The 24,039-nt window shown below is 59.3% G+C and carries 23 protein-coding genes and 1 pseudogene; 7 read left to right on the top strand and 17 right to left on the bottom strand.

Annotated elements, in window-relative coordinates; genetic code table 11:
* Window positions 1–79: 79 nt before the first annotated feature.
* Window positions 80–265: a CsbD family protein gene (locus HBJ59_RS28560; RefSeq protein ID WP_076015848.1), complete on the bottom strand. Its 186-nt coding sequence runs from the start codon at window positions 263–265 to the stop codon at window positions 80–82.
* Between the two features lie 199 nt (window positions 266–464).
* Here HBJ59_RS28560 and HBJ59_RS28555 point away from each other — a divergent pair, with 199 nt between their 5' ends.
* Complete coding sequence (locus tag HBJ59_RS28555; RefSeq protein ID WP_076015849.1) at window positions 465–842, top strand: hypothetical protein; 378 nt, start codon at window positions 465–467, stop codon at window positions 840–842.
* A 183-nt stretch (window positions 843–1,025) separates the two neighbouring features.
* On the opposite strand, the gene fadD1 is transcribed toward HBJ59_RS28555, so the two are convergent.
* Together fadD1 and fadD2 are read right to left on the bottom strand one after the other, a co-directional pair.
* Entirely contained in the window at window positions 1,026–2,717 is a 1,692-nt protein-coding gene (gene fadD1 / locus HBJ59_RS28550; RefSeq protein ID WP_167665486.1) for a long-chain-fatty-acid--CoA ligase FadD1, read from the bottom strand.
* Window positions 2,718–3,111: 394 nt separating this feature from the next.
* Window positions 3,112–4,800, bottom strand: a complete 1,689-nt coding sequence (gene fadD2 / locus HBJ59_RS28545) for a long-chain-fatty-acid--CoA ligase FadD2 (RefSeq protein WP_167665485.1) — start codon at window positions 4,798–4,800, stop codon at window positions 3,112–3,114.
* A 207-nt stretch (window positions 4,801–5,007) separates the two neighbouring features.
* Here fadD2 and HBJ59_RS28540 point away from each other — a divergent pair, with 207 nt between their 5' ends.
* Both HBJ59_RS28540 and HBJ59_RS28535 read left to right on the top strand, forming a co-directional pair.
* Window positions 5,008–5,952: an alpha/beta hydrolase gene (locus HBJ59_RS28540; RefSeq protein ID WP_167665484.1), complete on the top strand. Its 945-nt coding sequence runs from the start codon at window positions 5,008–5,010 to the stop codon at window positions 5,950–5,952.
* Between the two features lie 58 nt (window positions 5,953–6,010).
* Window positions 6,011–6,481, top strand: coding sequence for a MaoC family dehydratase (locus HBJ59_RS28535; protein WP_003213034.1), 471 nt, complete (start codon window positions 6,011–6,013; stop codon window positions 6,479–6,481).
* A gap of 56 nt (window positions 6,482–6,537) precedes the next feature.
* Here the strand turns inward: HBJ59_RS28535 and HBJ59_RS28530 are convergent, their stop codons facing one another.
* Complete coding sequence (locus HBJ59_RS28530; RefSeq protein WP_076015853.1) at window positions 6,538–7,005, bottom strand: PA2169 family four-helix-bundle protein; 468 nt, start codon at window positions 7,003–7,005, stop codon at window positions 6,538–6,540.
* 206 nt (window positions 7,006–7,211) lie between these two features.
* Here HBJ59_RS28530 and HBJ59_RS28525 point away from each other — a divergent pair, with 206 nt between their 5' ends.
* The 3 genes and pseudogenes from HBJ59_RS28525 to HBJ59_RS31755 all read left to right on the top strand — a co-directional run.
* Window positions 7,212–7,448, top strand: coding sequence for a DUF3820 family protein (locus tag HBJ59_RS28525; RefSeq protein WP_003213031.1), 237 nt, complete (start codon window positions 7,212–7,214; stop codon window positions 7,446–7,448).
* Between the two features lie 12 nt (window positions 7,449–7,460).
* The gene (locus tag HBJ59_RS28520) at window positions 7,461–8,642 is read left to right on the top strand and encodes an aminotransferase class V-fold PLP-dependent enzyme (RefSeq protein ID WP_167665482.1); all 1,182 of its coding nucleotides are present in this window, start codon (window positions 7,461–7,463) and stop codon (window positions 8,640–8,642) included.
* A gap of 8 nt (window positions 8,643–8,650) precedes the next feature.
* Window positions 8,651–8,740: pseudogene (locus HBJ59_RS31755) on the top strand (outer membrane lipoprotein carrier protein LolA); the annotation flags it as partial.
* A gap of 99 nt (window positions 8,741–8,839) precedes the next feature.
* Here the strand turns inward: HBJ59_RS31755 and HBJ59_RS28515 are convergent.
* Genes HBJ59_RS28515 through zwf form a run of 3 tightly spaced genes read right to left on the bottom strand, consistent with a single transcriptional unit; the run spans window position 8,840 to window position 11,689 of the window.
* Entirely contained in the window at window positions 8,840–9,505 is a 666-nt protein-coding gene (locus HBJ59_RS28515; protein WP_076015855.1) for a bifunctional 4-hydroxy-2-oxoglutarate aldolase/2-dehydro-3-deoxy-phosphogluconate aldolase, read from the bottom strand.
* A gap of 17 nt (window positions 9,506–9,522) precedes the next feature.
* A complete protein-coding gene (gene pgl / locus HBJ59_RS28510; RefSeq protein WP_167665480.1) occupies window positions 9,523–10,236 on the bottom strand; it encodes a 6-phosphogluconolactonase in 714 nt (237 codons plus the stop codon).
* Window positions 10,223–11,689, bottom strand: a complete 1,467-nt coding sequence (gene zwf, locus HBJ59_RS28505) for a glucose-6-phosphate dehydrogenase (protein WP_076015857.1) — start codon at window positions 11,687–11,689, stop codon at window positions 10,223–10,225. Before zwf ends, pgl begins: the two co-directional genes overlap by 14 nt.
* Window positions 11,690–11,907: 218 nt before the next feature.
* Here zwf and HBJ59_RS28500 point away from each other — a divergent pair, with 218 nt between their 5' ends.
* Window positions 11,908–12,768: a MurR/RpiR family transcriptional regulator gene (locus HBJ59_RS28500; RefSeq protein ID WP_173406104.1), complete on the top strand. Its 861-nt coding sequence runs from the start codon at window positions 11,908–11,910 to the stop codon at window positions 12,766–12,768.
* A 142-nt stretch (window positions 12,769–12,910) separates the two neighbouring features.
* Here the strand turns inward: HBJ59_RS28500 and HBJ59_RS28495 are convergent, their stop codons facing one another.
* The 10 genes from HBJ59_RS28495 to HBJ59_RS28450 form a co-directional block, all read right to left on the bottom strand.
* On the bottom strand, window positions 12,911–13,756 hold the full coding sequence (locus HBJ59_RS28495; RefSeq protein WP_167665479.1) for a D-hexose-6-phosphate mutarotase: 846 nt from the start codon (window positions 13,754–13,756) through the stop codon (window positions 12,911–12,913).
* A gap of 103 nt (window positions 13,757–13,859) precedes the next feature.
* A complete protein-coding gene (locus HBJ59_RS28490; RefSeq protein ID WP_063027703.1) occupies window positions 13,860–15,206 on the bottom strand; it encodes a carbohydrate porin in 1,347 nt (448 codons plus the stop codon).
* Between the two features lie 105 nt (window positions 15,207–15,311).
* On the bottom strand, window positions 15,312–16,472 hold the full coding sequence (locus tag HBJ59_RS28485) for an ABC transporter ATP-binding protein (protein ID WP_076015859.1): 1,161 nt from the start codon (window positions 16,470–16,472) through the stop codon (window positions 15,312–15,314).
* A gap of 2 nt (window positions 16,473–16,474) precedes the next feature.
* Window positions 16,475–17,320 carry a carbohydrate ABC transporter permease gene (locus tag HBJ59_RS28480; RefSeq protein ID WP_076015860.1) on the bottom strand — a complete coding sequence of 282 codons (846 nt, stop codon included), beginning with the start codon at window positions 17,318–17,320 and terminating at the stop codon, window positions 16,475–16,477.
* Window positions 17,313–18,221, bottom strand: a complete 909-nt coding sequence (locus HBJ59_RS28475) for a carbohydrate ABC transporter permease (RefSeq protein ID WP_010169866.1) — start codon at window positions 18,219–18,221, stop codon at window positions 17,313–17,315. Before HBJ59_RS28475 ends, HBJ59_RS28480 begins: the two co-directional genes overlap by 8 nt.
* An 88-nt stretch (window positions 18,222–18,309) precedes the next feature.
* The gene (locus HBJ59_RS28470; protein WP_076015890.1) at window positions 18,310–19,596 is read right to left on the bottom strand and encodes an ABC transporter substrate-binding protein; all 1,287 of its coding nucleotides are present in this window, start codon (window positions 19,594–19,596) and stop codon (window positions 18,310–18,312) included.
* 105 nt (window positions 19,597–19,701) lie between these two features.
* A complete protein-coding gene (locus HBJ59_RS28465; protein ID WP_167665478.1) occupies window positions 19,702–20,961 on the bottom strand; it encodes an AGE family epimerase/isomerase in 1,260 nt (419 codons plus the stop codon).
* A 156-nt stretch (window positions 20,962–21,117) separates the two neighbouring features.
* Complete coding sequence (locus HBJ59_RS28460; protein WP_167665477.1) at window positions 21,118–21,945, bottom strand: ATPase; 828 nt, start codon at window positions 21,943–21,945, stop codon at window positions 21,118–21,120.
* Between the two features lie 118 nt (window positions 21,946–22,063).
* Window positions 22,064–23,062 (bottom strand): NAD(P)-dependent oxidoreductase, encoded by a 999-nt coding sequence (locus HBJ59_RS28455; protein ID WP_076015863.1) that lies wholly within the window; start codon window positions 23,060–23,062, stop codon window positions 22,064–22,066.
* Window positions 23,063–23,114: 52 nt separating this feature from the next.
* The gene (locus HBJ59_RS28450) at window positions 23,115–24,008 is read right to left on the bottom strand and encodes a LysR family transcriptional regulator ArgP (RefSeq protein WP_076015864.1); all 894 of its coding nucleotides are present in this window, start codon (window positions 24,006–24,008) and stop codon (window positions 23,115–23,117) included.
* Between the last annotated feature and the right edge of the window lie 31 nt (window positions 24,009–24,039).

Raw genomic sequence — 24,039 nt, 5'->3', positions numbered from 1 at the left:
TTAATCACTGCGGGTGACACAAAAACGGCCATCCGTGGATGGCCGTCGGGCGGCTGGAATGCAGTCAGCCAGGTCGGGACTATTTGGTCGCTTTCTTGACCGCGTCCTTGGTGTCGCCGACTGCTTTTTGCACTTCGCCTTTCTTTTCCTGAACCACGCCTTCAGCCCGTAGCTTGTCGTTGCCGGTGACTTTACCGACCCCTTGCTTCACGTTGCCCACGGCCTCGTTCGCTAAACCTTTTGCCTTATCCGATGTGCTACTCATGGTATTTCTCCTGGGAACAATCAAGGATTTTGGTCACTACGTAATCGTTGACCCTTGGCCTTTCCAGAGAGTTTCAATTATTTTTTGACCTGCATTTCATCGCGGCATACAGGTTTGGCTTTATGTTTTGCGGCCAACCCACGAGAATGCCGGGCACATCCAGGCGCAAGCGCTGGATAACAGATCCCGTAGGAAGGTTATGAAACTCAATAAAGCACAGGCCATCGCCCGCAGAAACCAGGAACTGGGCGGTGCCGTACTCGGCGTCAACAACTGCCATTTCACCGACCTGGACCGCAAACGCAACATCTGGTGGTTCGACCTGCCAGTGGGCCGGATTGCCGTGGGCCAGTACGAGTGGATTCACTTGTTGATGCACAACGCGGACAACGACCAGTTGCTGCACTTGAAGGTGCCGACAGTGTTTTTGCGCGAGAAGCTTGAAGGCCTGGTGGTGCGCAATGCCGGCAAGCGCAAGCCGGAGATCACCCTGGAGCTGAGTGCCGACAAGGACTCGTTCCTCAAGGACGTACGCCCGGCTGGCGCCGGTGTGAGCTTCGCGCAGTTCGCACTGTAGGAATGCAGTAAAAACTGTGGGAGCGGGCTTGCTCGCGAATGCGGTGTGTCAGTAACCGGTATATCACTGGCACACCGCTTTCGCGAGCAAGCCCGCTCCCACATTTGGATTGCATTTCAATGCGGGAAAATTCGCGTTCAATAAAAAGCCCTGCATCTGCAGGGCTTTTTGTTTTAAGGCCGGTTACTTCTTCAACCCGGCCTTCTTCAGCTCTTCATCCCGCAATTCACGGCGCAGGATCTTACCGACGTTGGTGGTCGGCAGCGCATCGCGGAATTCCACGGCCTTGGGCACCTTGTAGCCCGTGACGTTGGCACGCATGTGCTCCATCACCTGGTCTTTGGTCAGGGTGGCACCCGGCTTGACCACGATGAAGATCTTGATGTGTTCCCCGGACTTCTCGTCCGGCACACCAATGGCCGCACATTGCAGCACGCCCGGCAGGGTCGCCAGTACGTCTTCCAGCTCGTTGGGGTACACGTTGAAACCGGAGACCAGGATCATGTCCTTCTTGCGGTCGACAATGCGCATGTAGCCATCCGGCTGGATGATCGCGATGTCACCGGTCTTCAGCCAGCCTTCGCTGTCGAGGATCTCGGCTGTGGCGTCTTCGCGCTGCCAGTAGCCCTTCATCACTTGCGGGCCCTTGACGCACAACTCGCCCACTTCACCCAGTGCCAGTTCGACGCCGTCATCGGTGATGACTTTGCACAGGGTCGACGGCACCGGAATGCCGATGGTACCGATCTGGATGTGCTGGATCGGGTTCACGGTGGCCACCGGGCTGGTTTCGGTCATGCCGTAACCTTCGCAGATGGAGCAGCCGGTGACCGCTTTCCAGCGCTCGGCTGCCGCCAATTGCAGGGCCATGCCGCCCGACAGGGTGACTTTCAGCGCCGAGAAATCCAGCTTGCGGAAGGCGTCGTTGTTGCACAGCGCAACAAACAGTGTGTTCAGGCCGACAAAGCCGCTGAACTTCCACTTCGACAGTTCCTTGACCATCGCCGACAGGTCGCGCGGGTTGCTGATCAGGATGTTGTGGTTGCCGATCAGCATCATCGCCATGCAATGAAAGGTGAAGGCATAGATGTGGTACAGCGGCAGCGGGGTGATCAGGATCTCGCAGCCTTCATTGAGGTTGGAGCCCATCAGCGCCTTGCACTGCAGCATGTTGGCGACGAGGTTGCGGTGGGTCAGCATCGCGCCTTTGGCCACGCCGGTGGTGCCGCCGGTGTACTGCAATACCGCGACTTCGTCGCTGGCAGGGCTGACTTCGTTGACCGGCTGGCCGTGACCCTTGGCCAATACGTCGTTGAACTTGATCGCCTTGGGCAAGTGGTACGCCGGGACCATCTTCTTCACGTATTTGATGACGCTGTTGATCAGCAGGCGCTTGAGCGGCGGCAACAGGTCGGCGACTTCGGTAACGATCACGTGCTTGACGGAAGTCTTGGGCACGACTTTTTCAGCCAGGTGCGCCATGTTGGCCAGGCAGACCAGGGCCTTGGCACCCGAGTCGTTGAATTGGTGTTCCATTTCCCGCGCGGTGTACAGCGGGTTGGTGTTGACCACGATCAAGCCGGCACGGATGGCACCGAATACGGCGACGGGGTATTGCAGGACGTTGGGCAGTTGAACGGCGATTCGATCACCGGGCTGCAAGTCGGTATGCTGTTGCAGGTAGGCGGCAAAGGCGCCGGACAGTTCGTACAGTTCACCGTAGGTGATTGTCTTGCCCAGGTTGCTGAAAGCCGGTTTGTTGGCGAAGCGTTGGCAGGACTGTTTCAGTACCGCCTGAATATTCGGATACTCGTCTGGATTGATTTCTGCAGCAATCCCGGCGGGGTACTTATCCTTCCAAAAGTCTTCGATCATGGAAGCCCACTCCTCAGCGACGCGAATTCATTCATCGCATTTGATGCGATTATTATTTGTTTGTTTTTGGGTGAGTCTGGCGGTTAAAAGCAGGCCAAGAGGTCACAAAGCGCGCCGAGAGTAGCAGCTTTGCCAAAGGCCGCCTAGAGCCAAAAGAGGCCCCTACGGTCATAAACATGACTCAAGAATATCTAATGGTCATTTTTAGAGCAAAGATTCTATAAGCCTGGAAAAGGCTCTGGAATGGGCGTTCACACGATTCCACTGAATGAATGAAAACCAAATGTGGGAGCGGGCTTGCTCGCGAAGGCGGTGTATCAGTCGACATATCGTGTGACTGACACTGCGCTTTCGCGAGCAAGCCCGCTCCCACATTTTTTGACCTTATTTCAAATCAGGCGATGTCGCGAAGCTCACGCCGCAAGATCTTGCCCACCGGCGTCATCGGCAACGAATCACGCAACACAATGTGCTTGGGCACCTTGTAGCCGGTGAAGTTGGCCTTGCAGTAAGTCTTCAGTTCTTCAAGGCTCACGCCCTGGGCACGGGCCACCACAAACAGCTTCACCGCCTCGCCGGTACGCTCGTCCGGGACACCGATCACCGCGCAGCTAGCCACTGCCGGGTGTGCCATCACCACGTCTTCGATCTCGTTGGGGTACACGTTGAAGCCCGAGACGATGATCAAATCCTTCTTGCGATCAACGATGCGCACAAAGCCGTCCGGGTCGATCACCGCGATATCGCCGGTCTTGAGCCAGCCCTCAGCGTCCAGCGTCTCGGCGGTCGCCACCGGTTGCTGCCAATAGCCCTTCATCACTTGCGGGCCCTTGATGCACAACTCGCCCCGCTCGCCCAGCAGCAACTCCACGCCGTTATCGTCGATGACCTTCATCGCCGTGCCCGGTACCGGAATGCCTACGGTGCCCAGCTTCGATTTGCCGCCATAGGGGTTGGTGCTGGCCACCGGCGAGGTTTCAGTAAGGCCATACCCTTCGCCAATCGCGCAGCCGGTCAGTTGCTGCCAGCGCTCCGCCGTGGCCTTGACCAGCGCGGTGCCGCCGGAGTTGGTGAGTTTGAGGTGGGAAAAATCCAGGCTCTTGAAGTCCGGGTGATCCATCAACGCCACAAACAGCGTGTTGAGCCCCAGCAGCCCGGTGAAGCGCCACTTCTTCAGCTCCTTGATAAAGCCGCCGATGTCCCGGGGATTGGTGATCAGCACGTTGTGGTTGCCCGACACCATCATGCACATGCAATTCGCGGTGAAGGCATAGATATGGTACAGCGGCAAAGGCGCGACCATCACCTCCTGCCCTTCCTTGATCAGCGGATGCCCGTCGTCCCCCAGTTGCGACATGCACGCCCGCACTTGCTGCATGTTGGCTACCAGGTTGCCGTGGGTGAGCATGGCGCCCTTGGCCAGGCCGGTGGTGCCGCCGGTGTATTGCAGCACGGCGATGTCGTCGAGGGTCACCGGGTGGCGGATGAGCGCCTGGCCGGCGCCCATGTGCAGGGCACGCTTGAAGGAGATGGCCTGGGGCAGGTTGTAGGCCGGGACCATCTTCTTGACCTTGTCGACCACGGTGTTGATCAGCCAGCCCTTGGCCGCAGGCATGAAATCGCCCATCTTCGCTTCGATCAGGTACTCGATCTCGGTGTCTTTACTGACTTCTTCAACCCGCGAACCGAAAAGGTTCAAGTACACCAATGCACGAATCCCGGCGTCCTTGAACTGATGGCGCATTTCCCGCGGGGTGTACAGGGGATTGGTGTTGACTACGATCAGCCCGGCGCGCAAGGCGCCGAACACGGCAATCGGATAATGCAGGACGTTGGGCATCTGCACCGCAATTCGGTCACCCGGCTTGAGGTCGGTGTGCACTTGCAGGTAGCCGGCGAACGCTGCGCTGCGCCGATCCAGCTCGGCGTAGGTCAGGGTGACTCCCATGTTGCTGAACGCCGGACGGTCGGCAAAGGTCTTGCAGGAACGCTCGAAGACTTCGATCACCGACTTGTAGGCGCTCAAGTCGATCTCGTTGGGAACCCCGGCCGCGCGTTTGTCATTCCAGAAATCAGGTTGCATTATTCTTGTCCTCTTACCTGAGTGGTCCGGCCGCTTTTGATTGCGATGAAAGCGGAGCTTTGGGGACGTTAGCAGCTATGGTCAATCAGGCAAATACAACAAGATGCGTCATTGATTGTGTGAATCTCCCCGCTAAGGCCAGCGCTGATCCACCGGCCCGAAGCCGATGAGCGATACACTGCAACGACCCTGAGCAAAGGAAGCGCCATGAACCACACCACTTTCTGGCTGACCGCGAATGACCGCAGTCGGGTGTACGTCAACCAATGGCTACCCGACGGGCCGCCCAAGGCGCTGATCATGCTGGCCCACGGCATGGCCGAGCACAGTGGCCGCTATGGGCGCCTGGCCCAGGCGTTGTGTGATGCCGGTTATGGCCTGTACGCCCCCGACCAGCGCGGCCACGGGCGTACCGCCGACGAGGGCACGCTGGGGTTGTTCGCCGAGAAAGACGGCTGGAATAAAGTGGTGGGCGACCTGGCGAGCCTCAACCAGCACATCGGCCAGCAGGCTCCGGGCGTGCCGATCATCCTGCTGGGCCACAGCATGGGCAGCTACATCGCCCAGGCGTATCTGCTGCACCACAGCGCCAGCCTCAACGGGGCGATTCTCAGCGGCTCGAATTTCCAGCCGGTGGCGTTGTACGGCGCGGCCAAGGTGATTGCTCATGGCGAACGCTTGCGCCAGGGTTTGCGGGGACGCAGCGCGCTGATCGATTTCCTGTCATTTGGATCGTTCAACAAAGCGTTTAAACCCAATCGGACCGCTTTCGACTGGCTCAGCCGTGACCCGGCCGAGGTCGACAAGTACGTCAGCGACCCGCTCTGTGGCTTTCGTTGCACCAACCAGCTATGGATCGACCTGCTGGGTGGCTTGCAGCAAATCAGCAAAGCGTCCAATCTCGCTCAGATCGATCCGGGCCTGCCGATCCTGATAATGGGCGGCGAATGTGATCCGGTCAGTGAAGGCAAGCGTCTCAAAAGTCTGGCCAACGCTTTGCGCGAAGCCGGCTGCCAGAACCTGGAGCTGAGCATTTACCCGCAGGCGCGCCACGAATTATTCAACGAAACCAACCGTGATGCGGTCACAGCCGATGTGCTGACGTGGCTGGCCCAGGCTGCAGTGCTGCGCCGCCCTACTCGCTGCGAATGATTTTTCGTTTAAAATCAATACATTAAGATTATCGATTAGCCACAGGATGCACCATCTGATGACCCAGGTTACCAACACGCCTTACGAAGCCCTCGAAGTCGGCCAGACCGCCAGCTACAGCAAGACCGTCGAGGAGCGCGATATCCAGCTGTTCGCGGCGATGTCCGGCGACCACAACCCGGTGCACCTGGACGCCGAATTCGCCAAGGCGACCATGTTCAAGGAGCGCATTGCCCACGGCATGTTCAGCGGCGCCCTGATCAGCGCGGCGGTGGCGTGTGAACTGCCTGGGCCCGGCACGATCTACATCGGCCAGCAAATGACCTTCCAGAAGCCGGTCAAAATCGGCGACACCCTGACCGTGCGTCTGGAAATCCTGGAGAAGCTGCCGAAGTTTCGTGTGCGCATCGCCACTCGCGTGTTCAACCAGCGCGACGAGCTGGTGGTGGACGGTGAAGCCGAGATCCTCGCGCCGCGCAAGCAGCAGACGGTGACCTTGACCGAACTGCCGGCCATCAGCATCGGCTGAACCATCGCCCATAAAAAATCCCCGCATCTGCGGGGATTTTTTTATTCAGGTGGGGCTCAAGACTGAGCGCGCGCCTGGTTACGCAGGGCTTTCACCTGGTCGTGGTTGCGTTGTGCGCCGTGGAACTGACGCTCCACCAGGTCACGAATGCCCAGCAGGTTGTGCTTGTTGATCTTCTCGATCGCTTCTTTATAAGCCTTCAGTGCGTGGTCTTCACCGCGCTCGGCTTCGTTCAGCACTGCTTCTTCATCTTTACCGGTAACCATCGACTTCACGTCGACCCAGCCACGGTGCAAGGCACCGGCAACACTGCCGGATTTTTCCGGATCGCCGCCCAAGGCTTTGACAGCCGTCTGCAGTTCGGCAGCGGCGGTGGCGCAATCAACGGAACGTTTGGCAAACAGGGCTTTGAGCTCTGGGTGCTTGATGTCTTCTGCGCAGGTCTTGAAGCCTTCCTGGCCGTCTTTGCTGGTCTCGATCAGGTCGTTGAGTACGGAGATCGATTCTTTATTGATATCAGTCATTTTTCAATTCCTTCGCGGGTTAAGAAACGTGCATTAGTAATTGCAGCGCCCGTGCCAGCTTTTGAAAAACAAATTAATTGTTATTTTTCAATAACTTAAATATTAACCAAAAATCTGTATCCGCTTTATTTGCATGATCTGTCATTTGGCCTCCATGCAGAATGCCTGTATTTTCCAAGGCATCGACTCAAATACCTGAAGCCCCAATGAATCCTGAAAAACTTGAATTGCTGATCACCCGCGAAATGCCCTTCGGCAAGTACAAGGGCCGGATCATTGCCGACCTGCCCGGCCCCTACCTCAACTGGTTTGCCCGTGAAGGTTTTCCCCACGGTGAGTTGGGTGGGTTGCTGGCCCTGATGCAGGAAATCGACCACAACGGCTTATCCGAATTGCTGGAACCCCTACGCGCCAAACACGGCAAGCCCGCCCCTCGTCATTAATAGAGCACGCACATGGACAGTACCCGCGACGAACAACACTGGCACGAAATCGCCCGGCGCTACGACCTGGAACCCGGCCCGATCAACCTCGAAAACGGTTACTTCGGGCGCATGAGCCGCGCGGTACTGGAGCAGTATCAGGACAACGTAGCGTTCATCAATCGCAGCAATTCGATCCATGTGCGCCAGCGTTTCGAGCAGGGTGAAAACGTCGAGATTCGTAATCAGTTGGCGCAATTAATGGACGCAGATCCTGAAGCCATCGCCCTCACCCGCTGCGCCTCGGATGCGTTGCAGTCGCTGATTCGCAACTACAACCGCTTGCAGCCCGGCGACCAGGTGCTGATCAGCGACCTGGAGTACGACACCGTCAAGGGCGCCATGCGCTGGCTGGCGCATCACCGCGGGGTGGAGGTGATCGAGATTGCCCACGAGCACCCGGCCAGTTTCGACAGCCTGGTGCAGACGTATCGCGATGCCTTCGTGCGCTACCCGCGCCTGAAATTGCTCGCGCTGACCTACGTCACCCACCGCACCGGGCTGGTGATGCCGGTGGAAGCGATTGCCAGCGCGGCCAAGGAACACGGGATTGATGTGATCCTGGACGGCGCCCATGCGTTGGGGCAGATCGAATTCAACCTGGCGCAACTGGGCATCGCGTTTGCCGGCTTCAATCTGCACAAGTGGATTGGCGCGCCGTTGACCCTGGGCTTTATCTACATCGACCCACAGCGCTTGGCGGACATCGATCCGGACATGGGGGAGTTTCATTACCCGGCCACCGACGTGCGCGCACGTACGCCGTACAGCACGCCGAATTTCCCGGCGCTGATGACCTTGCCACTGGTGTTCGAAGAACATCGCTTGTTGGGCGGCTCAAAGGCCAAGGGTGCCCGACTCAACTACCTGCGAGATTTGTGGGTGAGTGAGGTGCGGCAGTTGCCGGGGATTGAAGTGCTGACGCCGGATGATCCACGGCTGTACTGCGCGATCACCTCGTTCAAGTTCACTGATAAGCCGGATCAGCAGGTGATGGCGGACCGACTGCTCAAGGAATACAACCTCTTCACCACAACCCGCAGCGGGGCGTCGTTCGGCAGTTGTATTCGGGTGACACCCGGCTTTTTGACGTCAGCGGCAGACATTCATGTGCTGATCAAAGCCATCACCGAACTGAGCGCGATCTCACTGTAGGAGCGAGCTTGCTCGCGAAGGTCGTTAACGATGACACGGGAAACCTGACACCCAGCGGTGCTCTCGGGTTTTTCGCGAGCAAGCTCGCTCCTACAGTGGGAGTGGGCCATTTTCCGCAGGCAAAAAAAAGCGGCACACCGACCAAGTGCGCCGCAAAAATGCCGTAGAACACAGCAACAACGATTCGGTAAATCCAATCAGTCCAGCAGGGCCAGCGCCTCGGCGGTGGTTTCCTGGATGCGTGCCCAGTCGCCGTTCTTGACCCATTCAGGATCAAGCATCCAGCTACCGCCCACGCACATCACATTCTTCAACGCCATGTAGCTCTTGATGTTGGCCGGGCCAACACCGCCAGTCGGGCAGAATTTCACTTCGCCAAACGGGCCGCCCAAGGCCTTGATAGCCGCCACGCCACCGCTGACCTCAGCCGGGAACAGTTTGAAGCGGCGATAACCCAAGCCATAACCTTCCATGATCCCGGAAGCATTGCTGATGCCTGGCAACAGCGGAATCGAGCTGTGTACCGAGGCTTCCAGCAGGTCACGGGTAATCCCGGGGGTGACGATAAATTGCGAACCGGCCACTTCGGCGGCTTCGAGCATCTGGCGGTCCAGCACGGTACCGGCACCGGTGCACAGCTCCGGACGCTGCTCGCGCAACACCTGGATGGCCTTGAGGCCGAACTGCGAACGCAGGGTCACTTCCAGTGCGGTCAAACCACCGGCAGCCAGGGCATCGGCCAAAGGCAGAATGTCCTGTTCACGGGCAATGGTGATCACCGGCAGGATCCGCGCCTTGGCGCAGAGGCTGTCGATCAAGGCAACTTTGTCCGCCATGGAAACGGTAGGTTGAGGGCTGTTCATCGCGGCTGATCCTTGGCTCATGGGCACCAGTAAATCTCTAAAGTAGGTTGCAAAAACGCGCGTATCGGCATGGCAGCAACGTCGTCACTGGCCAGCGCGGCGCTCAAGGTGGTCAATTTCGAACTGCCGGAAATCGACAGCACGGTGTAGTGGGCGGTAGCCAGCAACGCGCGACTCATGGTCAGGCGCTGGTGCGGTACGGTCGGGGCCAGCATCGGCCAGCAACGACGGCTGCCATCGGGCTTCAGTGCTTCAGCCAGGTTCGGGCTGTTGGGGAACAGCGACGCGGTGTGACCGTCGTCGCCCATGCCCAGTACCAGCACGTCAATCACCGGCAACTCGGCCAGCAGACGATCGGCCTGCTCGGCAGCGTCATCAAGGGTGGCGGCAACGCTGTACAGGCTCAGGAACTTCGCCTTGGCCGCCGGGCCTTGCAGTAAATACTTCTTCAACAGGCCAGCATTGCTGTCGGCATGCTCTACCGGCACCCAACGCTCGTCGGCCAGGGTGATGGTCACCTTGGACCAGTCCAGGCCTTGCTTGGCAAGGTTCTGGAAGAACGCCACCGGGCTGCGGCCACCGGACACTACCAGGGTCGCTTCGCCACGGGCACTGATGGCCGTGCGCAGTTGCTCGGCCACATCATTGGCCAAACCGTCGGCCAGCAGCACCGGGTTGCGGTACTCATGGGCCGTCACGCCCTGAGGCAGTTTCAAATCAGATATCGCCATACCAAGACCTCCCGTCCCGCGTGATCAGTGCAATCGAGCTCATCGGCCCCCAGGACCCCGCCGCATACGGCTTGGGCGCATCACCGGATTTTTTCCACCCGGCGATCAACTGGTCACACCACTTCCACGCGGCTTCGATTTCATCTTTGCGCACAAACAGGTTCTGGTTGCCACGCATGACTTCAAGTAACAACCGCTCGTAGGCATCGGGAATCCGTGCGCTGCGATAGGTGTCGGAAAAATTCAGTTGCAGCGGCCCGCTGCGCAGTTGCATGCCCTTGTCCAGGCCCTGCTCCTTGGTCATCACACGCAAGGAAATACCTTCGTCCGGTTGCAGGCGGATGATCAGTTTGTTGCTGATCTGCAAGCGCTGCTCGGGGGCGAAGATGTAGTGGGACGGTTCCTTGAAGTGGATGACGATCTGCGACAGCTTTTGCGGCATGCGCTTGCCGGTACGCAGGTAGAACGGCACCCCGGCCCAACGCCAGTTACGAATATCGGCACGCAGGGCGACGAAGGTTTCGGTGTCGCTCTGGGTGTTGGAATTCTCTTCTTCCAGGTAACCCGGTACCGGCTTGCCGGCGCTGTAGCCGGCGATGTATTGGCCGCGCACCACTTGGGTGGTCAGGCCGTCCGGGCTGATGGGCGCCAGGGCCTTGAGCACCTTGACCTTCTCGTCACGAATACTGTCGGCAGACAGGTCGGCCGGCGGGTCCATGGCGATCAGGCACAGCAGCTGCAGCAGGTGATTCTGGATCATGTCCCGCAGTTGCCCGGCCTTGTCGAAATAGCCCCAGCGACCTTCGATGCCTACCTGCTCGGCCACGGTGATTTCTACGTGGGAGATGTAGTTCTGGTTCCACTGGGTTTCAAACAGGCTGTTGGCAAAACGCAAGGCGATCAGGTTCTGGACGGTTTCTTTGCCCAGGTAGTGGTCGATGCGGTAGGTGCGGTTTTCCGGGAAAAACTGCGCCACGGCATCGTTGACCTTGCGCGACGAATCCAGGTCCGAACCGATGGGTTTTTCCAGGACCACGCGGGTGTTTTCCGCCAGGCCAACCTTGGACAGGTTCTCGCAGATTGCGCCGTACACCGCCGCCGGAGTGGCGAAGTAGGCAATCAGGCGTTGTTCGGTGCCGGCTTTTTCGGCCAGGGCGACGTAGTCGTCAGCCTTGAGGAAATCGACGTGCAGGTACGTCAGGCGTGCCAGGAAACGCTGGGCGACGGTTTCGTCCAGTTCCTTGCCGACGTAGCTGCGCAATTCTTTTTCGATGTGTGCCAGGTGCTGTTGCTCGGAACCGGCCTCGCGGGCCAGTGCCAGGATGCGCGTGTCTTCGTGCAGGAGACCCGCGCCATCAAGTTGATAGAGGGCAGGAAATAACTTGCGCAGCGCCAGATCACCCAAGGCGCCAAACAGGGCAAAGGTGCAGGGTTCTACGGTTATCGAAGGCATGATGTTTGTTCTTTTATCAAGTTAAGCTACAAATACCTTTTTTTAAGGCATCACTCAAGGAAAAATGTAGTAATAACCACAACATTTTCCCGAAAAACGTATTCCGAGTGGTGGTGTTCAACTACCCTCAGTAGGATAGGCCACCGCAAAGGGCCGCTCGTCGATTGGTTGACGACCCTTATTTGCATCGTCGCCCTAAGGAAACATGAATGGACCGCGTGCGAAATCTACTGGAACAGATCCAGAAACGCCTCGAAGAACTGAACAAGGCTGAACGTAAAGTCGCCGAGGTCATCCTGCTCAACCCGCAGCAGGCGACCCGCTTCTCTATCGCCGCCCTCGCCCAGGCCGCTTCGGTCAGCGAACCTACAGTGAACCGCTTCTGCCGCTCGTTCGGCGTGAGTGGTTACCCTGAACTTAAATTGCAGCTGGCGCAAAGTCTGGCCAGTGGCGCGGCGTATGTCAGCCGTGCGGTGGAGGCCGATGATAACCCCGAGGCCTACACCCAGAAGATCTTTGGCAGTGCCATCGCGTCCCTCGACAGCGCCTGCCAGGCCCTGGACCCGAACCTGATCAGCAAGGCCGTCGACCTGCTGATCCAGGCCCGGCAGATCCACTTCTTTGGCCTGGGTGCTTCGGCGCCGGTGGCCATGGATGCCCTGCACAAGTTTTTCCGTTTCAACCTGTCGGTCACGGCCCATGCCGATGTGTTGATGCAACGGATGATCGCCTCGGTGGCTCACACCGGGGAATTGTTCGTGATCATTTCCTACACCGGGCGTACTCGCGAGCTGGTGGAAGTGGCGCGCATTGCCCGGGAGAACGGTGCCTCGGTGCTGGGCGTGACCGCCGAGAATTCGCCGCTGGCCAAGGCCAGTACGGTGAGCCTGAACATTCCGTTGCCGGAAGACACCGACATCTACATGCCGATGACCTCGCGGATCATTCAGTTGACGGTGCTGGATGTGTTGGCGACAGGCATGACCTTGCGTCGCGGGGTGGATTTCCAGCCTCATTTGCGCAAGATCAAAGAGAGTTTGAACGACAGCCGGTATCCGGTTGGGGATGAATTCAACTAGGCCCAAATCTACTGTGGCTGTGCCGGCCTCTTCGCGAGCAAGCCCGCTCCCACATTAGACCGGGTTCCACTTTTGGAATGCAGTCGAATGTGGGAGCGGGCTTGCTCGCGAAAGCGGCATCAGCAACACCGCAACATCCGGATCAGGCCCCCGCCCTGGCCTGCAAACTCAAATGCGCCCGCTCCCCCGGCGCCAGGCTCGCAGCAGCCATCGCCGACTCCACACACACAAACCCCGACGCCTCATTGAAGCTCACCCCCAGCAACGGCCGGGTCCCCGGATGCCACACCACCGTGTCGGCACTCTCGCCGGTGTCGATGCACAACTCACGCTGCCAGGCGTGGTCCTTGAGGTGCAATTCGCCCTCGTGCTGGAACACCCGCTGACAGCCGCCATCCACCCGCAACTCACCTTCCTGCTGGCACGCCTGGCGATTGAGCTGGTCGTAGCCCTGCGCTCCATCAAGCCCAGACAGCGCTACCTCACCCACGTTGCCAATCCGCCAATAGGCGTGCAACGCATGGCTCAGTTGGCACGGCAGTTCATCCTGGTGCTCGGTGGCCAGGCGCAATTCCAGGGTTTCCCCCAGGTGCGCGTGCAGGTCCACTTGCCAATCGCATAGCTGCAATTGCCAGTGCAAACGCACGCCGTCGTCGTCGGTGCTGCTGTCCAGCAGTTTCCAGTCGATCAGCCGTGCCCAGCCATGGGACGGCCAGGCGTTTTCGCTGGGATGGCGGCCATACCACGGCCAACACACCGGCACGCCGCCACGAATGGCGCCGACCTGCGGCCACTTGGCCGCGCACCACAGCCAGGGTTTCTGACCCGTGGGCTGAAAATGCAGCAATTGCGCGCCCTGGCGACTGAACACCGCCTGGCAGAGCGGGTGATCGATCACCAGCACATCGCGCATCTGGAAGCGCTCCCAGGCGAATACCGGCCGCTCGCGCAGGGATATGAAAAAGCGTTGCAGCGGATGCTCATGCATGTGCCACGGTCCTGAATATCTTCACAATGCTGCCCAAAAAAAAGCGGATAGCCATGGCTATCCGCAAAATGCGCACAGAGAGAAGGAGCTTATCGCAACAGCGTTAGAACGTAGACTGAATTTTCAGGCCCGCTACTACCGCGTTGTCGACTTGCTTAACACCACCTGGGTTGGCGATGTATTGCAGGTTAGGACGCACGGTCAGCCAGTTGGTGACGTGGAAGCCGTAGTTGAGTTCGACGTTGTACTCAGTGTTACGCAGCGGCGCGTAACCCGACTGGTCGTAATCCGTGAAACCGCCCGCTGCGTTGAGCAACTCAGCGTTTTTCTTCACGTCACTGTTGGCATGGATACGGGATACACCGATACCCACGTCATCTTTTGTACGTGCGTCGAATGGACCTTTATACACAAGCATCAGCGACTGGTAGTTGTCGACCAGGTTGGTGTCTTTGTCGTGGAAGGTGACGTTGGCCGCGATGTTCAAGCCGCGGGAAGCATCGCCATTGTGGGTGGTGAGTTGCTGTTGCAGAACGCCCCAGTAACCGCTTTTGCTGCTGCGAACGCGGAAGGCTGCGCCCGTGGTGCCAGCATCGTTACCGTTGACGTCTTCACGTACGTCGGTAGCGTCGGCGGTGCTCTTGTAGTAACCCACACGGTATTCGCCCGGCAGGCCATTGACCTTCGGCGACCAGACCAATTCAACCGGCAATACGGTGCCCTTGGTGCCGCTGCCGCTGAGTTTGAAGCCGTTGCCATGCTCCAGCTGCGACGGGTTCTGGTTGTACGCACCGATTTGCGCATACAGCTCAGGCGTGATGTTGTACTTCACGCGGATAGCCGCCTGGCTGACGGGCCAGTTGTACCAGGTGTTTACATAGTTACCGACCTGCGAGCCACAGAACGACAGGTTCTGGAAGTCGCACGGGAAGGTGTTGAAGTCTTCGCCTTCACCGAAGTAACCGAGTTTCACGTCCAGCTTGTTGTCGAACATCTGGTGCTGAATCCAGAACTGGGTCAGACGCACCATGTGGCCTCGGCCGTCGACTTCTTGAGACGAACTCAAGGTGCCAGCACGCGGGTCACCAATACGGTCGTTGGAGATGTTTGCGCCATTACGATTGGTCAGCTGGATCTTGGCCTGGGTGTTATCCCAGCCCCACAGCTTTTGCAGGTCCAGTGCCACGCCCAGACCGAACTGGTCGGCGTAACGGGCAGTTTTGTCGTTGTTGTAGCCACCGCTGAGGTTGCCACCGACTTCACCGACGTAATCCGCCTTGATGTCGATACCTTGCTCGATCAGCTTGGTACGCTCGCCGCCCCAATCGCCGGTCATCCACTTGGAATCGGCGCTGAACGCGTCGTCCGCCATCGCATTGGCGGACAGTACCAGGGCGGCTGCTGCTGACAGTTGGCAGATCAGCCGGGTGTTGTTGTGGTGCTTTTTCATCCCTACATCCTCGTCTTTATTGTTATTAACTGTTTTTATCTAACGCGGTTTACTTCTTTGTGAGAGCAGGACTCTCACAAAAGCCCCTACACATCATTTGAAACTTCAGCGTCCCTTGAATTGAGCAACGTTGTCCGCACGGTCCTGTGCCGGCAACGAAGTGGCAGTGCCCAGGCGCTCGCCGGTCTTGGCGTCGAACAGCAACACCTTGGCCGGGTCGAACTGCAAGGTCAGGGTCTCGCCCACTTGCGGTGCCACATCGGGCGCCAGGCGGCAGCAGACCTTGGTGTCATTGATTTGCACGAACACCAGGGTGTCCGGACCAGTCGGCTCGGTAACTTGCACCTCGGCGCGAATGGTCGGCGCGCCAGTGGCTTCGGCGGCGGCCAGCACGATCTGCTCCGGACGCAGGCCAAGGATCACTTCGCGGTCTTCAAGGCCGGCATCGCTCATGCTTAACGGCAATTCACAGCGTGCCTGGCCGCTGTCCAGCAGCGCCACCAGGCGGCCGTCCTTGCGTTGCAGGCGCAGCGGAATGAAGTTCATCGGTGGTGAACCGATAAAGCTTGCCACAAACAGGTTGGCCGGGTCGTTATAGATTTCTTTCGGCGTGCCGAACTGCTGGATGATGCCGTCCTTCATCACCGCCACTTTGTCGCCCAGGGTCATCGCTTCGATCTGATCGTGGGTGACGTAGACGGTGGTGGTTTTCAGACGCTGGTGCATCAGCTTCATTTCGGTACGCATCTCGACCCGCAGCTTGGCGTCGAGGTTGGACAGTGGTTCGTCGAACAGGTAGATCTTCGGTCGACGCGCCAATGCACGGCCCATGGCCACACGCTGTTGCTGGCCGCCGGAGAGCTGACCCGGCTTGCGATTGAGCAGGTGCTCGATCTGCAGCAGCTTGGCCACTCGCGCCACTTCTTCGTCGATCGCCGCCTGGGGCATCTTGCGAATCTTCAGGCCGAACTCGATGTTCTCGCGCACGCTCATGGTCGGGTACAGCGCGTAGGACTGGAACACCATGGCGATGTCACGATCCTTGGGGCTCATGCCGCTGACGTCCTGGTCGCCGATCATGATCGCGCCACCGGTGATGTTTTCCAGGCCGGCAATGCAGTTCATCAAGGTCGATTTACCGCAACCCGAAGGCCCGACCAGGATCAGGAACTCACCTTCCTTGATCGACAGTTCGATGTTCTTCAGGGTGTCCGGCAAGCCGGTACCGTAGGTCTTGTTTACGTTACGAAGTTCAAGCGTTGCCATGATTACCCCTTGACCGCGCCGGCCGTCAGGCCGCGCACGAAATACTTGCCTGCGACCACATAGACCAGCAGGGTCGGCAGCCCGGCGATCATCGCCGCCGCCATATCAACGTTATATTCCTTGACCCCGGTGCTGGTGTTGACCAGGTTGTTCAGCGCCACCGTGATGGGCTGCGAATCACCGCTGGAGAACACCACGCCGAACAGGAAGTCGTTCCAGATCTGCGTGAACTGCCAGATCAGGCACACCATGATGATCGGTGTCGACATCGGCAGGATGATCAGCCGGAAGATCGTGAAGAACCCCGCGCCATCCAGGCGTGCCGCTTTCACCAGTGCATCGGGAATGCTGACGTAGTAGTTACGGAAGAACAGTGTCGTAAAGGCCAGGCCGTAGACGATGTGCACGAACACCAGGCCCGTGGTGGTGCTGGCCAGGCCCATCTTGCCGAGGGTGAACGAGGCTGGCAGCAGCACGGTCTGGAACGGCAGGAAGCAGCCGAACAGCAACAGGCCGAAGAACAACTGCGAACCGCGGAACCGCCACATCGACAGCACGTAGCCGTTCAACGCGCCGATGCCGGTAGAGATCAGTACCGCCGGAACGGTGATCTTGATCGAGTTCCAGAAGTAACCGTCAACCGTGGCCCAGGCTTTCACCCAGCCAATGCCGGTGACCACGGTGGGCCAGCTCAGCAGGTTGCCGGTGCTGATGTCTTCCGGGGTCTTGAAGCTGGTCAGCAACATGACCACCAACGGCACCAGGTACAGCAGGACAGCGAGGATCAGCACCGCGTAGATCGCGACGCGGCTCAGGCTGATGGCAGGTTTGCCGGCGAGACTAGTCATTACGCTTGGTCCTTAGCTCGGAGTACAGGTAAGGCACGATGATTGCGAGAATCGCACCGAGCATCAGAATCGCACTGGCCGAACCCATGCCCATCTGGCCGCGGCTGAAGGTGAAGGAGTACATGAACATCGCCGGCAGGTCGGAGGAATAACCCGGACCACCCGCGGTCATTGCCGCCACCAGGTCGAAACTCTTGATCGCGATGTGCGCCAGGATCATCACCGCACTGAAGAACACCGGACGCAGGCTTGGCAGCACCACTTTCCAGTAGATGCGCGGCATGCTCGCGCCGTCGATCTGTGCGGCACGGATGATCGATTGATCAACACCGCGCAGGCCGGCGAGGAACATCGCCATGATAAAGCCCGAGGCTTGCCATACAGCGGCGATCACCAGGCAGTACACCACACGGTCCGGGTCGATCAGCCAGTCCAGGCGAAAGCCTTCCCAGCCCCAGTCTCGCAGCAATTTGTCCAGGCCCATGCCCGGGTTGAGCAGCCATTTCCAGGCAGTACCGGTAACGATCATAGAGAGCGCCATCGGGTACAGGTAAATGGTGCGAATGAAGCCTTCACGACGGATTTTCTGGTCGAGAAAAATCGCCAGGGTCACGCCGATTACCAAGGTGATGCCGATGAACATGCCACCGAACACCGCAAGGTTCTTGCTCGCCACCCACCAACGGTCGTTGTCGAACAAGCGCGCATATTGAGCCAGGCCTACGAACTTGTAGGTCGGCAGGAATGTCGAGTTAGTGAACGACAGAACGAACGTCCACAGGATATAGCCATAGAAGCCCACCAGAACGATGAACATGCTCGGCGCCAGCACCAGTTTGGGTAGCCAGCGCTGCAGTGCATCGAACGGCGAGGCTTTGCTGAACACAGCAACAGAACTCATGGGAAAATCCAGTACAGGGAAAAAGGACTACAGGAACATGCCTTGTGAGGGTTAGGGGTCCCCCCACAAGGCCATTCAGTACTAACCGTTACTTGGCCGACTTGACCGCGCTGTACAGTTGCTTCGCGGTGGTTGCCGGATCAGCGGACGGGTTGTTGATGTAGTTGGTGACGACGTCAAAGAACGCGCCTTGTACGGCCAGCGTGGTCGCCATGTTGTGCGCCATGCTCGGTTGCAGGCCGCCAGTCTGGGCGTCTGCCAGGAAGTCCTTGGCAGCGGTCTGGGCGCAGGAGTCGAAGCCGTATTTGCCCATGTCTTTCAACATGTCGATACGAACCGGGATCGAGCCCTTGTTGATGCTGAAGACTTTCTGGAAGTTTTCGCTCAACACGACTTTGGCGATGTCCTGCTGGCCGGCAGCAGTGCCTTTGTCTTTCTGCTTGAACACCGCCAGGGAGTCGATGTTGTAGGTGAACGCCTTGTCGGTGCCCGGGAAGGCTACGCACTCGTAGTCTTTGCCGGCGACTTTCTTGGCGGCGGTCCACTCACTCTTGGCCCAGTCACCCATGATCTGCATGCCGGCCTTGCCGTTGATGACTTTGGCCGCTTCCAGGTTCCAGTCCTGGCCTTTGCCGTCGGCGTCCATGTAGGTCGCGACTTTCTTCAGCTCGGTCAGGGACTTGATCATTTCAGGGCCGGTCAGGGCTTTTTCGTCCAGGTCGACCAGGGCTTTCTTGTAACCGTCAGCCCCCATGACGGAGAGCACGACCGCTTCGAAGACAGTGCTGTCCTGCCAAGGCTGGCCACCGTGGGCGAGCGGAATGAAGCCCGCGGCCTTGAGCTTGTCGCCCGCTGCGTAGAATTCTTCGAGGGTGGTCGGGTTCTTGGTGATACCGGCTTTCTTGAAGACTTCCGGGTTGATCCACAGCCAGTTGACACGGTGGATGTTCACCGGCACGGCGACGTAGTCACCTTCGTACTTCACGGTATCGGAGACTTTCTTGTCCAGCAGGCTGTCCCACTTCTCTTCTTTGGCAGGAGCCTTCAGGACGTCGGTGTCGAGCAGCCCGGTGGACGCCCATTCCTGGATGTCGGGGCCTTTGATCTGGGCCATGCCTGGCGGGTTGCCAGCAACGGCGCGGCTTTTCAGTACGGTCATGGCAGTCGAACCACCACCGCCGGCAACGGCACCGTCTTTCCAGGTGAAACCGTCTTTTTCAACTTGAGCCTTCAGGACATCTACTGCCGCTTTCTCGCCACCCGAGGTCCACCAATGCACAACTTCAACCGTCCCTTTCGAGTCGGCGGCAAAAGCACTGAGGGGAAACAACGAGGCAACGGAAATAGCAACGGCGAGGCGACTGATCGCTTTCATCTGAGTACCTTTTTTCTTGTTGTTATGCATGCAAGTCGGTGCTTGCGCTGCAAACGAGTTTAAACAGGGATTTTTAGGTGCAGGTAACAAAGGGACGCCAAAATGTCACCACTTGGTGACATAACGCCCGGCGGCCACGGCACTGGCCATGCTCGGTGCCAAGGGTAGACCCGGCAGCAAGACAGACTGCCAGGCGTGATACAGGTCCGGTTTACCGCCCCAGATCTTGCTGCCGGGCTGGTTTTTCGGGCTCAGTTCGTGGTGCCAGCTGCCATGGGTGCGGTCAATGAAATGGCTTTCACAGAACTCCCAGAAGCGCTGGTACCAGATTTCGTAATGCAGCTCACCCGTGCGTTTGAGCAGCGCCTGGGCAGCGGCGCTGGCTTCGCAATGAGTCCAGTGCAGGCGCTCGCGCACCACGGGGCGCTGGCTCCAGTCGAGGGTGTAGACAATGCCGGGGGCGCCGTCGACGGCCCAGGCGTATTCGCAGGCGCTGGCGAACAGGCCCTTGGCATCGGTGACGAGCCACTCTGGGGTAACGAGCCCGGCGCCCAGGCGCGCAGCCTCAAGGTGCAACACCAGCCGTGCCCATTCGAAACCGTGGCCGGGGGTGATGCCGTAGGGACGAAAACCATCGGCCGGGTTGTCTTCGTTGTAACCGCGCAGAGGTTGCCAGTGGCTGTCGAAATGCTCGATCACCATGTCCCGGTTTTCCGCCGCATGGGTATGAATAATCCGTTCGACGATGCGCAGCGCGCGGTCCAGCCAACGGGTTTCACCGGTGACATCGGCCAGTGCCAGGAAGGCTTCGGTAGCGTGCATGTTGCTGTTGGCGCCGCGATAGGCTTCTACACCACTCCAGTCCTGGGCAAAGGACTCGAGCATCGCGCCCTCCTCTTCGCTCCAGAAATACTGGTCGATGATGTGGGTCGCGTCGTTGAGCAAGGTTTGTGCGCCGGGCGCGCCGGCCACTACTGCGGAGCTGGCAGCCAGGGCCACAAAGGCGTGCAGGTAGGCAGCCTTGCCGGTGTTGCCATCGCGGGCATCAGGCGTGGCAAACCAGCCGCCGTGCCGGGCATCGCGCAACGGGCCGCTGAGGGCCGCAACCCCGTGTTCCACCAGGTCGGCATAACCTGGCAGGCCCAGGCTATGGGCCATGGCGAAGCTGTGGGTCATACGGGCGGTGTTCATGGTTTCAGCGACGGCATCGGGCGGCAAAACGCCGTGATCGTCGAGGTTGCCGAAGCCTTCAGGCAGCTTGGAAGCCTTGGCGAATGACAGCAGGCGCTGGCCTTCAGCGGCAAGCCAGGCGTGATGGGCAGGAGCGTTCAGCCAACTACTGGCAGGCAGTGGTTGCGTGGTCATGATTAGCCCTTTTTATTATGTGCGGGATGACGGGAGTCTAAACAAGGGCGAGACGAGGGCAAGTAACGAAGGAGGTAGGAAATGTCACCGAGTGGTGACATTGATTGTGCTAGGCCCTGTAGGAGCTATGTGTATGAAGCCTACAGGGCCCCAAGATCATTGCTGCCCGAGAGGGGTGATCCGTGCCGGCTGGTTGATCTGTTGCTGCAGGTTCTGCACCTGGCTTTGCAAGGCAGTGACGTTGCGTGTGGTCTGGATGCGGAACACGTCGAACTCCTTGGTGGACGGGCCGTCGGAGGCTGCTGCGCGGCTGTCCAGTTCGCTCTTGAGGACCACAAGGTCCTGCTCCAGACGGGCGATGGCGGCCGTGGGGTTGCCCTGCTTTTTCAGGGCCGCGACGTCGGCGGACAGCTCCTTGAACTCGTTGTCCCGGGACTTGAGGGTTGCCACCGCCTCCGTCAAGGCCTGTACCTGGCCTTGCAGTTGCGCATTGGCACTGGACAGCTGGGTGGTGCTGGCAGTCATTTGCTCCAGGCGCTTGTCCAGGTCAGTGGCCTGGCCGGCCACGCCCAACTGCTGCTTGCCCTGCTCCAGCAGTTGGGTTTCCAGCTGCTTGATCTGCAGTTTCAGGGCTTCACTGCCGTTGTTCACGCTGGCCTCGCTGGCCACCACCTTGCCGGAAATGTCCTGAAGGCGCCCGGCCGCTTCCTCGCTGATACGCGCGAAGCTTTCCTGGGTGGCCACCAATTGCTGGCCCATCAGGGAGATCTGCTGGAAGCTCCACCAGGCAAGGCCGGCAAAGGCAAACAGCAGCGCGCCGACTAGTGCCCACAACGGCCCGGTACTGGCGCTCTTGACCTTGACCACAGGCGTTGGCCGGGAACGCACGGACGTGGCCGGCGTAGGCTCGAAATCATCGTCGTCCGAGGTGTCAGCCCGCAGGCTGGGAACGTTGTCAAAGTCGTCGTTAGCATCGTTACGCATGAATCAACCTTCAAACCTTTGAGGTGGCATATGAATAGCCAAGCGCCGGAGTATAAACCCCCGACCCGCCGCACTGATCGACCCTGGGTCGCAAATTCGGTTCCCGGTGTGTTGCCGGTTATTTAAGTGCTGCGTCCTGGGCCTTCCACCAACTGCAGAACTCGTCGAGGGCCGCCCACAGGCTGACCTTGGGCTGGTAGTCGAGATAATGCCGTGCGCGGGTGATGTCGAGGGTGAAATCTTTGTTCATGACCTGCATGCCCAGCCGTGACAAAGACGGTTCCGGCCGCCCCGGCCACATCGCACAGAAGGCCTCGTTAAGCGCCGCAACGCTGTAGGACACGCCGTAGGAGCGGTAACGGGTGACCTGGGGCAGGTCCATTTGACGCATCACGTAGTTCACCACATCCCACACCGGAACCGGCGTGCCGTTGCTGATGTTGTAGGCCTTGCCCAACGCCGAACCCGTCGCCAGCAAACCGCTGAGCAGGGCTTCATTGAGGTTGTGCACGCTGGTGAAATCCACCTTGTTCAGGCCGTCACCGACAATCGCCAGGCGGTTCTTGCGCTGCATCTTCAACAGGCGCGGGAAGATACTCATGTCACCGGCACCGGTGACAAAACGCGGGCGCAGGGCCAGCACTTCGAGGCCGAATTCCTGGGCGCCAAATACCTTTTGTTCCGCCAGGTATTTGGTGGCCGCATAGGGATGCTTGAAGCGCTTGGGCACTTGCTCTTCGGTCAAACCCAAGTGATCGCGGCCGTCGAAGTAGATCGACGGCGACGACAGGTGCACCAGGCGCCCGACCCGCTGCTTGAGGCAGGCCTCCACCACGTTTTCGGTGACCAGCACATTGCCCTGATGGAAGTCCTGATAGCGCCCCCACAGCCCCACGGCCCCGGCGCAATGCACCACGGCCTCGACGTCGCGGCACAGCTCGCGCACCAGGTCCGGATCATTCAAATCACCCTGGATAAACTCGGCGCCGCGCCGTACCAGGTGTTCCACACCTTCGGCCCGCCGCCCGTTGACCCGCACGTCCAGGCCCTGCTCCAGGGCGAAACGCGCAAAACGCCCGCCAATGAAGCCGCTTGCGCCGGTGACCAGAATTTTCATGACTTACTCCGCATTCTTTCGTTTTTCATCGCTGTTGCCTTGACGCTGGCCATCACGCCAACGGCACCAACCATTGCCCCGTTGTGTGTGCCAGATGATCCGTCAGCAACCCCAGCAATTGTCCACCACTGCGCCAATGATGCCAGTACAGCGGCACATCGATCGGCTTATCTGGCAATAACTCCACCAGCACGCCCCTTTCCAGTTGGTCGCGCACCTGCAATTCGGGCACCAGGCCCCAGCCCAATCCGGCTTCCGTCAGACGGATAAAACCTTCGGACGACGGGCATAAATGGTGTTCGAAACCACCGTCGACACCCAGGGAAGCCAGATAGCGATGCTGCAGAAAATCATCCGGGCCGAACACCAGCGCCGGGGTGCGGGCCAGTTGATCGGCGCGTACGCCATCGGGAAAGTGCCGCGCGACAAACGCCGGGCTGGCCAGCGCCCGATAACGCATGGCACCGAGCAACAGGCTGCGGGCACCGGCCACCGGGCGTTCGCTGGCGCAGATACACGCCGCCACTTCGCCGGCACGCATGCGTTTGAGGCCGACGGTCTGGTCTTCTACGACTAAATCCAGCAGCAGGTGTTGCTCGGCGCAGAAGTCACTCACGGCCTCGGCCCACCAAGTGGCGAGGCTGTCGGCATTCAAGGCGATGCGCAGACGCTCCGGCATGCCCTCTTCATCCAGCGCAGGCACCTGGCTTTGCAGGTCGCGCTCCAACAGCCGCACCTGTTGCACGTGGTTGAGCAAACGGCGGCCAATCTCGGTGGGCGTCGGCGGCGTGGCGCGCACCAGTACGGGCTGGCCGATACGCGCTTCCAGCAGCTTGATGCGTTGGGAAATCGCCGATTGCGAGATTCCCAACACCTGGGCGCCCCGTTCGAAACCGGCCTGTTCCACCACCGCTGCCAGGGCGGAAAGCAATTTATAGTCGAACATCAGTTTTCCTAATGAGCGATCAGCAATATTG

Source organism: Pseudomonas sp. AN3A02 (assembly GCF_011765255.1).
GTDB lineage: Bacteria > Pseudomonadota > Gammaproteobacteria > Pseudomonadales > Pseudomonadaceae > Aquipseudomonas.
Note: the sequence above shows the minus strand (reverse complement) of the source record. Positions and strands in the feature narration are given on the sequence as shown.